The organism is Polyangiaceae bacterium (assembly GCA_020633235.1).
GTDB lineage: Bacteria > Myxococcota_A > Polyangia > Polyangiales > Polyangiaceae > JACKEA01.
The window spans coordinates 811,940-826,049 of the sequence record JACKEA010000003.1 but is presented as its reverse complement, the minus strand read 5'-3'; the positions used below and the strand labels follow the sequence as shown (position 1 = coordinate 826,049).

The 14,110-nt window shown below is 66.9% G+C and carries 12 protein-coding genes; all 12 read left to right on the top strand.

Going from position 1 to position 14,110, the window contains the following annotated elements:
* Positions 1-18: 18 nt before the first annotated feature.
* Complete coding sequence (locus H6717_20565; protein MCB9579436.1) at positions 19-444, top strand: response regulator; 426 nt, start codon at positions 19-21, stop codon at positions 442-444.
* A complete protein-coding gene (locus tag H6717_20560; protein ID MCB9579435.1) occupies positions 434-1,579 on the top strand; it encodes an FIST C-terminal domain-containing protein in 1,146 nt (381 codons plus the stop codon). Before H6717_20565 ends, H6717_20560 begins: the two co-directional genes overlap by 11 nt.
* A complete protein-coding gene (locus H6717_20555) occupies positions 1,576-3,708 on the top strand; it encodes a response regulator (protein MCB9579434.1) in 2,133 nt (710 codons plus the stop codon). Before H6717_20560 ends, H6717_20555 begins: the two co-directional genes overlap by 4 nt.
* A complete protein-coding gene (locus H6717_20550) occupies positions 3,705-4,853 on the top strand; it encodes a two-component system response regulator (GenBank protein MCB9579433.1) in 1,149 nt (382 codons plus the stop codon). The genes H6717_20555 and H6717_20550 overlap by 4 nt, the downstream gene beginning before the upstream one ends.
* An 11-nt stretch (positions 4,854-4,864) precedes the next feature.
* Positions 4,865-5,959 (top strand): FIST C-terminal domain-containing protein, encoded by a 1,095-nt coding sequence (locus H6717_20545; protein ID MCB9579432.1) that lies wholly within the window; start codon positions 4,865-4,867, stop codon positions 5,957-5,959.
* Positions 5,950-8,199 carry a response regulator gene (locus tag H6717_20540; protein MCB9579431.1) on the top strand — a complete coding sequence of 750 codons (2,250 nt, stop codon included), beginning with the start codon at positions 5,950-5,952 and terminating at the stop codon, positions 8,197-8,199. The genes H6717_20545 and H6717_20540 overlap by 10 nt, the downstream gene beginning before the upstream one ends.
* Positions 8,200-8,257: 58 nt before the next feature.
* Positions 8,258-9,214: a hypothetical protein gene (locus H6717_20535; GenBank protein ID MCB9579430.1), complete on the top strand. Its 957-nt coding sequence runs from the start codon at positions 8,258-8,260 to the stop codon at positions 9,212-9,214.
* An 81-nt stretch (positions 9,215-9,295) separates the two neighbouring features.
* Positions 9,296-10,774: a hypothetical protein gene (locus tag H6717_20530; GenBank protein ID MCB9579429.1), complete on the top strand. Its 1,479-nt coding sequence runs from the start codon at positions 9,296-9,298 to the stop codon at positions 10,772-10,774.
* Entirely contained in the window at positions 10,771-12,120 is a 1,350-nt protein-coding gene (locus H6717_20525) for a cytochrome c family protein (protein ID MCB9579428.1), read from the top strand. Before H6717_20530 ends, H6717_20525 begins: the two co-directional genes overlap by 4 nt.
* Positions 12,121-12,243: 123 nt before the next feature.
* Positions 12,244-12,498: a hypothetical protein gene (locus tag H6717_20520; protein MCB9579427.1), complete on the top strand. Its 255-nt coding sequence runs from the start codon at positions 12,244-12,246 to the stop codon at positions 12,496-12,498.
* A 98-nt stretch (positions 12,499-12,596) separates the two neighbouring features.
* The gene (locus H6717_20515) at positions 12,597-13,559 is read left to right on the top strand and encodes a hypothetical protein (GenBank protein MCB9579426.1); all 963 of its coding nucleotides are present in this window, start codon (positions 12,597-12,599) and stop codon (positions 13,557-13,559) included.
* A 70-nt stretch (positions 13,560-13,629) separates the two neighbouring features.
* Positions 13,630-14,064 (top strand): DUF1232 domain-containing protein, encoded by a 435-nt coding sequence (locus H6717_20510; protein MCB9579425.1) that lies wholly within the window; start codon positions 13,630-13,632, stop codon positions 14,062-14,064.
* Positions 14,065-14,110 lie beyond the last annotated feature (46 nt).

The following is a 14,110-nucleotide window of genomic DNA, read 5'->3' as shown; positions in this document are numbered from 1 at the left end:
CGCCGTCCATCCCATTTGATGGGTAAGCGCGTCCTCCTCGTGGATGACGATCCAGTGATCCTGGAGCTGGGCCGGGCTGCCCTCGAGGGGGCGGCGTTCGAGGTCGCCACCCAGTCCAACGCACTGGGAATGCTCGCCACGCTGCTGAGGCACGATCCGGACATCGTGGTCATGGATGTATCCATGCCCTCGCTGCGTGGTGACCACGCGGTGGGGGTCGTGCGCCGAGGGGAACGGCGCGCCCGCTTCGTGGTCCTGTACTCCGGCATGGTGGTGGAGGAGCTCCGCGCGGCGGCGCTTCGAGCCGGAGCCAACGGGTACATCTCCAAGTCGGTGACGATCAACTACCTGGGCGTGGCGCTGCGTCGGTTGGTCGAAGGGGGTAAGCGCATGGGGCACGGCGCCCTCATGGGCTCCTGCGAAGAGGCTGATGATGAAACATGATTCGCTGAAGGTGAAGAAGGGCGCGAGCGTCGCCCGGGATGCGGTCGTTGCCGGACGCGAGCTGGCGGCCGCCATCCGGCAGCCGGATGCCAAGTTGTCGCTGTTCTATTGTTCGTCCGAGTACGACTTGGACGTGCTGGGCAGAGTGCTGTCCGACGAGCTTCCGGGGACGGAGCTGCTCGGGGCTTCTTCTGCGGGCGAGATCACGCCCGCCGGTTACCTGGACGGGGCAATCACCGGCGTCAGCATCGGCAGCGAAAGCTTCTCCGTGGTGACCCAGCGGCTGGATGACCTCGCATCCTTCGCGTTTGCGGATGGTGAGGCCGCCGCCGAAGCAGCGCTCCAGCAGCTTCAACAGCGTGGTCTGGATCCGTCCGGGGCAAACAGCTTCGCGTTTCTGCTCATCGACGGCCTATCCACCCGGGAAGAAGCGGTGGTCTCGTCGGTGTACCGGAACCTGGGGGACATCCAGCTGTTCGGCGGCTCGGCGGGAGATGGAACGCGCTTCGGCGAGACGCACGTGTTCCACGAAGGCAAGTTTCGCAAGAACTGCGCCGTGCTCTCCGTGATGCACACGGAGAACCCCTTCCGCGTATTCAAGACGCAGCACTTCGTCAGCTCCGACGACAAGATGGTGGTGACCGAAGCGGACCCGGATCGCCGCATCGTTACCGAGATCAACGGGGAGCCGGCCGGTCGCGAGTATGCGCGGCTCGTCGGCCTGGATGTCGCTCACCTCACGCCGATGATCTTCTCCGCCTATCCCGTCGTCGTGAAGCTGGGCGGGGGCTACTACGTCCGTTCCATCCAAAAGGTGAACGACGACGAGAGCCTGACGTTCTTCTGCGCCATCGACGAAGGCATCGTTCTGACCGTTGCTCGGGGTGTGGACTTGATCGAAAACCTGGAGGGGGCCTTCGGCGAGATACGCCGGGAGATTGGCGAGCCGGAGCTGGTGCTCGGCTGCGATTGCATCCTTCGCAGTCTGGAGTGCGACCAACGCGGCGTGAAGGAGCGTGTGGGCGACTTGATGGTCGAGAACAACGTCATCGGGTTCGCGACCTACGGCGAGCAGTTCAACGCCATGCACGTCAACCAGACGTTCACCGGGGTCGCCATCGGCACACGCGAATGAAGTCCGAGAACGAAATAGCGCTCGAAGCGCAGATTCGACGCCTGCAGAAGGTGAACAAGGTGTTGATGGCGCGCGTGGAGCGAGAGATGGAGCTCCAGGGTGGCGCCTTCTCCTTGTTTCAAGCAGCGAGCGTGTTGGAGAAGAAGGTCCAGGTTCGCACGGCGGCCCTGAAGGCGGCCCTCGACGAGCTCGCGCTTTCCAACGGCGAGCTCCAGACGGCGAAGGAGACGGCTGACGCTGCCAATCGCGCCAAGAGCGAGTTCCTGGCCAACATGAGCCACGAGATCCGGACGCCGATGAACGGCGTCTTGGGCATGGCCGAGCTGCTCTTGACCACGGACCTCGGGGACAAACAGCGCAAGCTGGTCGGCAACATCCAGCGGTCGGCGCATTCCTTGTTGGGCATCATCAACGCCGTACTGGATTTCTCCAAGATCGAGGCGGGTCGCATGGAGCTCGACGCCGCGGACTTCGACCTGCGAGGAACGATCGAGGATACCGTGGACTTGCTCGCGGAGGAGGCGCATCGGCGCGGTCTCGAGCTGGTCTGCGACCTGGAACCGAGCTTGCCCGGGGTGGTTCGGGGTGACGCCGGGCGTCTGCGTCAGGTGCTCACCAACCTGCTCGCCAACGCCCTGAAGTTCACACACGTCGGGGAGGTGGTGCTCACGGGGCGTGTCGTGGCTCGTGAGCACGACTCCGTGGAGCTCCGCTTCGAGGTGCGCGACACGGGAGTGGGTCTGGCAGAAGATGCACGCACTCGGATCTTCGAGGCATTTCAGCAGGCGGACGGCTCCACCACGCGACGCTTCGGGGGCACGGGGCTCGGCCTCGCCATCGCTCGCCAGCTCGCGCAGCTCTTGGGTGGGGACGTGGGGGTCGAAAGCGAGCTCTCGAAGGGCTCTACGTTTTGGTTCACGGCGGTGTTCGCCGGACCCCGGGACGTTTCTGGTTCGGTGTACTTCGCGCAGGATCGCGATCTGGTCGCGGTGGTGGTCGATCCCAACGCCAGCGCCGCGGCGGCGCTGTGTCACGAGCTGGAAGCCATGGGGATCCCCGCCGAAGCACACGAGAGCACGGCGACGCTCGGGCCGAAGCAGGGGCATGTACTGTATTTCGTCGATGCTCGGCTGCTCCCGGTCGACCTCTCTCCGTTGATCGTGCTCGATCGCGTGGGTGGAGCCCCGGCGTCGGCGCACCCGCATCTGCTCAAGCCGATTCGCTCGAGCCGGCTGCGGGACGCGGTCGTGGCGATCATTCGACCGCAGAAGCCCGCTCTCCGAAAGCCTGCTCGAGATCCCAGCGGTGCGCTGGGCCTGCGCGTGTTGGTGGCGGAGGACAATCCCATCAACCAGGAGGTGGTCGCGGGGCTGCTCGAGCTGTGGGGCTGCCACGCGACGCTCGTGGAGGACGGAGTCCAGGCGCTCGACGCCCTCGAACGAGACGAGCACGACGTCGTGCTGATGGACTGCCAGATGCCGGTGATGGATGGCTACGAGGCGGCACGTCGATACCGTGCTCTCGCCCGCGAACGACGCGTGCCCATCGTGGCGCTCACCGCGAACGCCATGAAGGGCGACGAAGAACGCTGTTTGGCGGCAGGCATGGACGCGTTCGTGAGCAAGCCCTTCAAGCCGGAAGAGCTACGGGCTGTGCTCGAAACCTGGGGCGGCCGCGAATCGGAGGGACTCGTCGCGGTCCCGAGTCAGAGCCCGAAGGAGGCAGCGTGTCAGGCGCCGCTCATCGACGTGGCGGCGCTGGAGCGCGTGCGGGACATGGCCCGGGATGGCTCGCAGCTGCTCGACCGGGTGGTGAAGACCTACGTGTCCGCGAGCGAGGAGTGGATCGAGAGCATCCGGCAAGGGTTCGAATCCGGAGACCTCACGCGGGCGGGAGAGGGGGCCCATACGCTCAAGAGCAGCAGCGCCAACTTGGGCGCGATCAAGTTGTCTCGCATCGCCACGGAGGTCGAGCGACTCACGCGGGCTGGGGACCTGGTGGCTGCCCGGGAGCTGTGGCCGAACCTGGCGCGGACCCACTTCGAAACCTGCGCACTCTTGGAGGCCCACGGTAGTCGCCTGGTCGCTCAAGCAACTTCCGCACCGGCCGTTTCATTCGGAGCGAGATGAAGACCATCCTCATCGTTGATGACACGCCCGAGAACCTGGTGCTTCTCAGCGAGTTGCTGCAACCACCCTACCGGGTGCGCGCCGCGAGCTCCGGGCGCCGCGCGCTGGAGGTCGCCGCGTCGGACCCGGTCCCCGACTTGATCCTGCTCGACGTGATGATGCCCGAGATGGACGGCTACACCGTGCTGGAACGGCTCCGGAGCAACGCGGCCACGGCCACCATTCCGGTCATCTTCGTGACCGCGCTGGACGGCTCCAGCGACGAGGAGCGAGGACTGGCGGCGGGCGCGGTGGACTACATCAGCAAGCCGATCAAGCCGCCCGTGGTTCTGGCTCGGGTGAACACGCACCTGGAGCTGAAGGCGGCGCGGGACCTGCTCTCAGATCGCAACGCGCTGCTGGAAGCGGAGATCGTTCGGCGGATGCGGGAGAATCAACTGATCCAGGACGTGACGATTCGGGCCTTGGGCCAGCTGGCGGAAATTCGCGACAGCGAAACAGGCAATCATCTGCGCCGCACTCAGGGCTACGTGCGAACCTTGGCGGAGCACCTGCGAGACCACCCGCGCTTTGCCGAGTTCCTCACGGCGCAGAATATCGAGCTCCTGGTCAAGTCCGCGCCCCTGCACGATATCGGCAAGGTGGGCATCCCGGACCACATTCTGCTGAAGCCCGGCAAGCTCACCCCTGACGAGTGGACCATCATGCGCACCCACGCCGAGCTGGGGGCTGCCGCGATCGAGCACGCGGAGGAAGACGTCGACCACCCCGTGCCGTTCTTGGGCATTGCCAAGGACATCGCTCGGCACCACCACGAGAAGTGGGACGGAAACGGCTACCCCGATGGCCTCGCCGGCGACAGGATTCCGATCCCAGCTCGCCTCATGGCGCTGGCGGACGTGTTCGACGCGCTCACGTCGCGACGCGTGTACAAGCCGCCGTTCCCATTCGAGAAGGCCGTGAGCATCATCGTGGAAGGCCGCGGCGCGCAGTTCGATCCCAGCGTGGTCGACGCCTTCTTGGCGAACCGCAGCGTGTTCGAGGAGATCAGCATCCGCTACGCCGACGGCGAAGAGGAGTGCGTTGCGAAGCTGGACGGTCGCCTTGCCCTGCCCCTGATCACCCATAGCGAGCCGCCCATGTAGGAGGACGAACGATGACCGGCTGGACGTATTTGGACACCCTGCCTTCCGACCTGATTCTGAACGAGGGCGTGCTGGCGTTGGTCAGCGAGGCAGATTCGGGTTCCGTGCCCACGCTCCAATCCGCCGCTCGCGAGCGGCAGGTGGATCTTCTGGGAGCCATCGTTCCGGGACTGGTCATCGAGGACGAGTTTCGGCGACGAGGCACGCTGCTGGTCCCACTCCAAAGTGTGCCGCGCGTGATGGTTCCGGTTCCCGAGGCCGACCACACACCGAACGAGACCATCGAAGCGTTGGCGGACTTCGTTCTCGAGCATGCGGCAGAAGGCGGGGGCGACACATTGATGCTTCTGGTAGACGCGACGATCGCCGATGTCGCATCCATCCTCGCGCGCCTGTACATGGAGGTCGGCGACCAGGTGAACTACGCCGGCGTCTGCGTCGGCAGCGAGACCTTCGAACCGGTTCCCTGCTTGTTCGACGTCGAGGCCTTCCAAGGTCGCGCCATCCTGGCGCTGCTGCTTCCCGAACATCCCGGCGCCACCCTGGCCCATGGCTATCGAGGGAACGACGCCTTGTGGGTGGCTACCGCCACTCAGGGTAGCAAGGTGGAGACCATCGAGGGGCGACCGGCATTCGAGGTCTACCAGGAGCTGCTATCTGCGGAGTACGGCATTCAGCTGGATCGCGAGAACTTCTATCGTCACGCCGTGCACTTCCCCTTCGCCATCAATCGCGCGCAGGGCGAGGCGCTGGTTCGGATCCCCGTGCAAGTGTGTGAAGACGGATCGGTGCACTGTTCCGGCGAGATCGCCGAGAACGCGCTGTTGAGCGTGGTGCGCGCCGTCGAGCCCGGCAACCCGCGAACGGCGGCCGAGGTCGGCGCGGCGGCCAGCTCGGACGCCGCCGGCAGCTTGCTCACCTTCTACTGCGCCGGTCGCTACATGCACCTGGACCAGGGGGCGGCCACCAAAGAGCTCGAGGTGCTGCGCAACGAGGTGGCTCCATTGCCCGTCGTCGGCGCGCTGTGCCTCGGGGAGATCGGGTCGGGCCATCAGCAGTATCCGGTGTTTCACAACGCCACGATAACGGCCTTGCCGTGGACCTGAGGCAGAGCCAGACGGTCAGCGTCCTGTACGACCTCGCGATGGCGATGGCGGGGGAAACCAGGCCGCGGCCGTTGGCTCTGAAGATGCTCGAGCGCTTCTTGATCCACACGGAGTGCGCGTGCGGCGCCGTGGTGCTGAACGGGGACGAGGTCTACGCCGCCGTCGGCAACCGCGCGCTCCGGCGGCTGGAAGGACAAGCCGCGCCCTGGAGCGCGGCTGCGTCCTACGGTGGCGTGCTGGAAGCCGAGGGCGGGCTCTTCCCCGGCGCCGGCTACGGGTACGCGTTGTCGTTGCCGCTACCGGAGCTCGGGTACGTGATCCTGTTTTCGCCTCAAGAGGCCGTGGTCGCCGTGGCCAGCCGTCGAGCGGCCGCTCTGCTTCAGCCCGTGCTCGCCAAGTTGGCTCGTAGTCTGACGCTGTGCCTGGAGAGCGAGCGCCAGGCGGCGGAGCTCCTGGAAGCGAAGGTCGCAGCGGAGTCTGCAAGTCGCGCCAAGACCGCGTTCCTGGCCAACATGAGCCACGAGATCCGCACGCCGATGAACGCGATCATCGGCCTCACCCATCTGCTGCGCGAGGACTCCACGGACCCCAGAGCGCGGACGCGGCTCACGAAGGTCGCTGACGCCGCTCAGCACCTCTTGCAGCTGCTGAACGACATCTTGGATCTTTCCAAGGTCGAGGCGGGCCGGCTGGTATTGGAGGACGAGACCTTCTCGCCGACGCGAATGATCGACCATGCCATCAGCCTGCTGGGCGAGCGCGCCGAGGCCAAAGGGCTGTCGCTTCGCTGGAGCGTCGACCCCGCGCTGCCGCAGGTACTGCACGGCGATGTCTTGCGTTTGGGTCAAGTGCTCCTGAACTTCATCGGCAATGCGATCAAGTTCTCGGAGCAAGGCACCATTGCCGTGCGCGCGATCCAGGAGCGGCGGGTCGACGACGAGGTAGTGCTGCGGCTGGAGGTGCAGGACCAAGGCATCGGTCTCTCACGAGAGCAGCGCGAGGGTATCTTCCAGCCCTTCGTGCAGGCGGACAGCTCCACCACGCGCCACTACGGGGGGACCGGTCTCGGCTTGGTCATCGTGCGGCGCTTGGCCGGCCTGATGAATGGCGACACGGGCGTCGAGAGTGAGCTCGGTGTCGGCAGTACGTTCTGGTTTTCCGCGCGTCTTCGCGTCGGGAGCCGCAGATCGAGCTCCAAGCGGATACGAGCGTCGCTGCCGGCAGAGCGGCCGGAGCAGACCCTTCGGACGCAGTGCCGGGGCGCCCGGGTGCTGCTGGCCGAAGACAATCCCGTCAACCAGGAAGTCGCGCGGGAGCTCTTGGAGCGCGTCGGGCTCGAGGTGGACGTCGTCGCAGACGGTAGAGCTGCCGTCGAATGCGCGCGGGCCACGCGCTACGCGATCGTGCTGATGGACGTGCACATGCCAGTGCTCGACGGATTGGACGCCACACGCGCCATCCGCGATCTGCCCGGCTGCGAGGAGATCCCCATCGTCGCGATGACGGCGAATGCCTTCGCCGACGATCGGCAACGTTGCCTCGACGCGGGGATGAACGGGCACATCGGAAAGCCGGTGGCCCCCGCCGCCCTCTACCGGGAGCTCCTCACGTGGTTTCCGGCCATCACCGTGCCCACCGTTCCGCCAGCGGTTGCTCGAACGCTGAGTGAGATCCCGGGGCTCGACGTCGAGACCGGCCTCGCCAGCGTCGCCGGGAACGGCGCCAGCTACCTGCGTCTCCTGCGCATGTTCGTGCGCGGGCATGCGGGGGACGGCGCGGCAATGCGCCAGGCGCTCGCCGAGGGCCGCCGCGGCGATGCCGAGCGCATGGCCCACACCCTCAAGGGGGTTGCCGCCACTCTCGGGGCTTTGGAGCTGCATGCCACGGCGCTGACGGTGGAGTCGGCGATCCGCGCGGCGGACGACTCCGCGCCCGGGCTGGAAGAGCTGGAACGAAGCCTGTCCCTGCTCGTCTCGGATCTCTCGCGATTGGTGGAAGAGCAGCCACAAAAGGCCCCCGAGCTCAGCGCCGTGGAACGCGCCAAGTCCACGGAGGTCCTTCGCCGCCTCGAAGTACTGCTCACCACCGACGACACCCGCGCCAATCAGATCTGGGCGGAATCCGCTCAGCTGCTCTCGACCACGCTGGGGCCGGCGGCGAGCAAGCTGGGAGCCGAGATCGATCGCTTCGAGTTCGACAAGGCCCTGGTCACGCTGCACACACTGACCAAGGCGAGCTGAAGCAGCGGAAAATTCCAGCGCCTGTTGCGTCGAGCGCGTGCTGCTAAGCTAACCGGAGATGCGTCGTACGGCGCCGCCCCCGGATTTCAGATACGTGAGCCTGAGCCCCGCGCCGCCGCGCCGCGACGTGCGATTGATGGCGGCAGGTGCGGGCCTCGGTGCATTCGGCGCCGGCCTCTTTCTCGGGGGGGCGGAGCTCACCACCGCCTGCGCGGCTTCCGTTGCGGGCGTCCTCGCCTCTCTGCTCACCGTGCGCGAGCTCGGTCCCACGACTCGTGGCACGTCGCCGCCAATGGCCATCGTGCCCTGGGGCGTGCTCGTGCATTCCGAGCCCGAGCCCCGCGTGCTGCGCTGGGCCGCGGTGAGCTCCATCGACGTCGAGCTCGTTCACGAGATGGACCACGCGACGCCCGCCACGCGCTGGAGCTCGGTCACCATCCGCACGGCGAGGGACGTGCTTTTCGGACGCGCTCGCGGCAACGTGTGCTTGGAACGGCTGGAAGCCCACCTGGAAGCGTACGCGGAGGAAGCCGCGCTGCCCGTCGCTCTGGATCTGGATGGCGAGCGTTGCATCGAGGATCCACTGGAGCCGGTGTTCGAGCGCGTGCTCACGGAGGCGCGCCGAGTGCTGGCCACCGGCGAGCTCGGGGAGCGGCTGTCCCTGGCTCCGGAGAGCTACCGCCACGCGCGGAGCGCCATTTCTGGCGTGCGCACGCGAGATGCCCTCGGCGCCGCGCTCGATGCGCCGAACTCCGCGGATCCGCGGATCCTGGCGGCGGTGCTCTCGGCGGAGCTCGGCGCCCGAGACGTGCTGCCGGAGATTTTGGCCCTCACTGCCGTCCCGAGCCCCCTGCTGTCCGCCGTGGCGCGTGCCTCGGCCCTGCGCCTCGGGGCGGAAGCGAAGCGCGTCGGGGCGCTTTCGGAGGTGGAGCCGTTCCTGTTCGGCTGGGACCTCGACGCGCTGCAGTCGTGGCTTTCCGAAGGAACGCGCTCGCGCCGGTCCGCCGCCGCGTGACTCGGTTGACAGCTCTCGGGGGCGTCGACGACCATCGCCCTTCGTGCGAGCGGATGCGGCTCAATGAGGGCGAAGCTTGGCATCGTTCTTTGCTGGACCCTGGTGGGCGTGGTGCACACGTCCCACGCCCGGGCGATCGAGGCCGAGGTGCAGTCCACCACGGACGCGCAGTTCTACACGCTGTCGAGCCCGTACGGCGATCCGCTGATCCGCCGGCGCCGCTACACGCAAACGTTGGGCCTGGCGGTCTACGACATCGGTGGGGACAGCGTCGGCTTCGGTCCGCGCCTCTCGTTCAAGATGCGCATGCGTCTCGACTCCGACTTCGGACAAGAGGGCGTGGAGCGCAGCCCGAACTCCGCCGGCCGCTTCATTCCTGGGCTGGAGCAGTCTCCAGTGGACGTGATGTACGCGTACCTGGAAGGCGAGCGCTACCTCGGCGGCTGGCTCGGCTTTCGTGTCGGTCGCCAGTACACGACGGATGCCCTCGGCTGGTGGTCCTTCGACGGCGGCCTCGTTCGCTTGACCACGCCGGTGTACTTCCAGGCGGAGGCCTACGGCGGATTCGAGCAGCGGGGCGGGCTCCCGGCCTTGCTCGCTACCTCGCGCTACACCGCCGACGGCGTGTACCGCGGCAACCGCAGCGAGCTCGAAGCCAACCAGTACCCCTACTATTTGGAAGAGTCGAAGCTCGCCCCCGCCTACGGCTTCGCCCTGGAGAGCAGCGGCGTGTCGTGGATCCACGGACGGCTGTCCTACCGCAAGGTGATCAACCGAGACACGGTGGTGGTCTCTCCCTTCGCGGATGCCGGCGGCGGCTTCGTGACGGTGGGCGGGGATCGCGTCTCCAGCGAGCGCATCGGCTATTCCGCCCGTCTCAGCGCCGAGAGCCTGGGCGCCGTACGCGGCAGCGTGGTGTACGACTTCGTGAATCAGCTGTTCAGCGAGCACGCCCTCGCGGCCGATTGGTACGCCACGGAGAAGCTCACCGTGGGCGCCGACTACGACTACTACTACCCGACCTTCGACGCCGACTCGATCTTCAACTGGTTCACCCACGAAGCCACCACCACGTACCTCGGCCGCGCGGAGTACCGCGCCTCGCGCCGCTTCGACGTGGCCCTCTCCGGCGGCGCGCGGGTGTTCCGCACCGAGGGCGATTCCGCCACTTACGCGAGCACTTTCGACCGCAGCGAGTCCGGCATGCTCACCGACGTGCTCGGCAACGCAGGGGGCCGCTACCGCTGGCGCGACGGTTCGGTCGAGCTCCGCAGCATGGGCGAGACCGGCAAGCGCGGCCATCGTGTGGGCGGTGACGTCACCACCCGTCAGGCCTTCGACTACGGCCTGTACGACGCCATGGTCGTGCTCTCCCTCTACGACTGGAACGACGATCTCCGGTCGCAGCGCGACGCCACCAGCTTCGGCTACGTGCTGGGCGGTGGCTACTCGCCCCTCGAACGCACACGCCTCGGGTTGGAGTGGGAGCACAGCATGAACCGCTTGGTCGGGCAGCGTTACCGCGTGCTCGCTACCCTGGACGTGACGGTGCTGAAATGAAGCGCTCCACGTGGCTGTTTGCGTTCGTCTGTGGGCTCAGCCTGCTTGTCGGGATTCTTCTGGATGTTGGTCCGGCGCGGGCACGCCCCGCCGCGAACGTCGCGGCCCGTCCCGTGCACGGCCTCGCACCGTTGCCCGGAGGAGCGTCGGTTCCCCTCGCGGATCGCCCGCCCGGCGCGCAAAAAGGCGAAGACGGCCCCAGCAAGGGCATTTTCCCGCCCCAGCGCCTGACCCTCCGCTTCAACCACAAGAAGCACGTCAAGGAGCTCGGCGTTCCCTGCACCGGTTGTCACGACCGCGCCAAGACGAGTCTTTCGTCCTCGGACCGGTTGCTACCGTCGCCCACCCGTTGCGACGCGTGTCACGGCAGTGATCACCGAAACCTCTCCGCCGTCACCACCAGCGCAGACGATCTCATCGGGCAGTGCGCCTTCTGCCACGTGGGCTACGACGAAAAGCGCCCGAACACGGTGGAGCGGCTCTCGTTGCCGACTCCCAACCTGAAGATGAACCACGCCGCGCATCTGGCGCGCAACATCGGCTGCGCGCAGTGCCATGGCCAAGTGGAGAATCTGGAGCTCGCCACGCGGGACCAGCTGCCCCGCATGCGCGGCTGTCTCAAGTGCCACCAGATGGCGGGGCCCGCCGCGGGTCAGGCGCGAGGAGCCTGCGACAACTGCCACCTCACGGAGCGGGGCGGCCTGATGAAGACGGCGTTCGCCTCCGGGAAGCTCGTTCCTCCACGTTGGCTGCACGACTCCGGGCACGGCCCGGATTGGATCCTGCGCCACCGAGAGGTCGCCGGGAACGACAGCCAGTTCTGCAGCAGCTGTCACTCGGAGAAAGACTGCGCGGACTGTCACGACGGGCGCGTGCGCCCGCGCAAGGTGCACCCGAACGACTGGATCAGCATGCACCCCACGGCGGCGCGGCAGAACAATCCGCGCTGCACGAGCTGCCATCGCGCGCAGTCGTTTTGCGTCAGCTGCCACCAACGCGCCGGCGTGACCCTGAGCGGCCCTTACGGCGCCTTCGCTGGCCGCGGGCGCTTCCACCCGCCCAAGAGCGTGTGGACGGATCCGCCGCGAACGGCGGGGCACCACGCCTGGGAAGCGGAGCGCAACATCGAGGCCTGCGTCAGCTGCCACGTGGAGCGGGACTGCGCGATCTGCCACGCCTCTACCCGGGTCGGCGGCCGGGGTCCCGGCGGAGGAAGCATGGGTCAGGGCACCAATCCCCACCCCGTGGGCTTCCAGAGTCGCTGCCGCACGGCGCTGCGCAAAAACGCCCGCCCCTGCCTGGTTTGCCATGATCCTGCCGATCCCCAGCTCCTCGGGTGTCGCTGATGGCGTCACGTCAACTCCACAAATCTGGGGCGGGCACGCTAATCCCCTTGCGTGACCGTTCACCCGGCGGGTATAGGCAAGGCCCTTCCGGCCACTGCCCGCCGGACTCCAAGGAGGCGCCCTTTGAAGGAGCTGGTTCGCTATCTTCTGACAAATATGTACCTGGATTTTCAGGGAGATATCTCCGTCGAGAAGGTGCGCGAGTTCCTCCGGGAGGACGACAGCAAGGAAGCCCGTCGGCTGCTGTCGAAGATCATCGAGGAGAAGGGCGTGGACGACCTGCTCATCACCCTCGCGGATTGCCTCAAGGAGAGCATCCGCACCGGCGTGACGGAAGACACGGTTCGCGATCAGCTGAACCTGTATTCCGAGAGCTGAGTCGTACCCTAGCCGTCACCGCGCTCGCTCTACTGGCGGCGGGCTGCGATCAAGGGGAGCCGGAGCTGGACGAGGGTCTAGGCCCTGCGCTCCACGCCGTGGCCGTCTATCCCGCGCCCGAGACGGGAACCGACTGCGGTGTGGGCAGCCCGGACGATTGCGGGGTGCCTCGGGACGCCACCCTCCAGATCCGCTTCGACCGCTACCTCTTGCCGGAGACCGCGGTCCGCCAGTCGATCCGTGTGTACACGGGAGATCCCGACCTCGGCGTGTTCCTGCAACCGGAGTACGACTTGGTGGAGCGCGTGCTCTCGTACCGGCTGGCGGACGGCGGTACGTATCTTCCAGGGGTGCTCTACACGGTGGAGCTGGTGGTGCCCACGGACGCGGACTCCTACGGCTTCCGCGCCTTCGACGGCGCCTCCCTGGCGGAAGGGCCCGTGCCGCTCAAGTTCGACTTCCGAACCGCGAAGGCGGATCCGCCGCCGGCGGCGTCCAGCGATCCGCCCGTGACGTGCGCCGCCATTCTCACCGCCTTCCAGAACGGAAGCTGTACGGGCAGTGCGTGTCACAAGCGCTGTGACGACCCCACTGGGAGCTGCTCCCAGACGCCCCGCATGGGATTGATGTTGGACTCCGCGGACGCCATCCGCGAGACGGCCATCGGCAAGCCGGCGCACGAAACCGAGATCGGCTCCAAGACCGGAGTGGTGCTGGAAAATCCCGTGCGCTTGGGTGTGAACATGCCCATCGTCGATCCCTTTCGGCCCGACAACAGCTACCTGATGTACAAGCTGCTGCGAAAGACGGACTCGTTCCGCACGGCGCCCGACGCCCCACAGACGGTCTGCGACACGCGCTACCAGGTCGGTTTCGGTCCCGACGGCGAGTGCCCGCCGCCGCCAGCAGCGGAGAGCCAGCGCTTGCGCGAGTGGTTCGTTCGGGGCGAGCCGATGCCCCTCGGCGACCTGAAGCTGGACAACAACGACCCGCGCGCGCGCCTCCGGCTGATCCAGCGATGGATCCGCGAGGGCGCCCGTCTCGACGCGTGCCCTCAGTAAGAGTGGGGTGAATCGCCCCTGTCCTGATCCGCGTCGTTTGCGCTGGGACGCGGGGTGGTAGGGTGGACGTATGGGCGAGCAAGAAGCGGAGGTGATGAGCTCGACCTCCGACGAGAAGCGAATCATCGCGCTGCTGCGAAGCGCCACCAAGAAGCTTCGGCTGAAGCAGCTGGACAAGCTCCACGACTCTCGGCAGGTCGTGTTCGACAAGCTGCGGGACGTCCCGAACCGCATGCAGAAGCTCACCAACCGGGTGCGCTTGCTGCTGGATCTGGTCGACGACTATTGGGCCGGGCGCTACCGCAAGGTGCGCTGGTACAGCCTGGCGGTGGGCGTGGCAGCCACGCTCTACTTCATCAGCCCGTCGGATCTCATCCCCGACGCGATCCCGGGCATCGGTCAGCTGGACGACGTGCTCATGATGGCCATCGCGCTGCGACTCATCCGTCGGGATCTCCGGGACTACTGCGAGTACAAGGGCCTCGACCCGAACGACTACTTCTGACGACTTCTGTTGTTGGTCCGGCGCGAGCCCCGTCCCGGACGCCCGC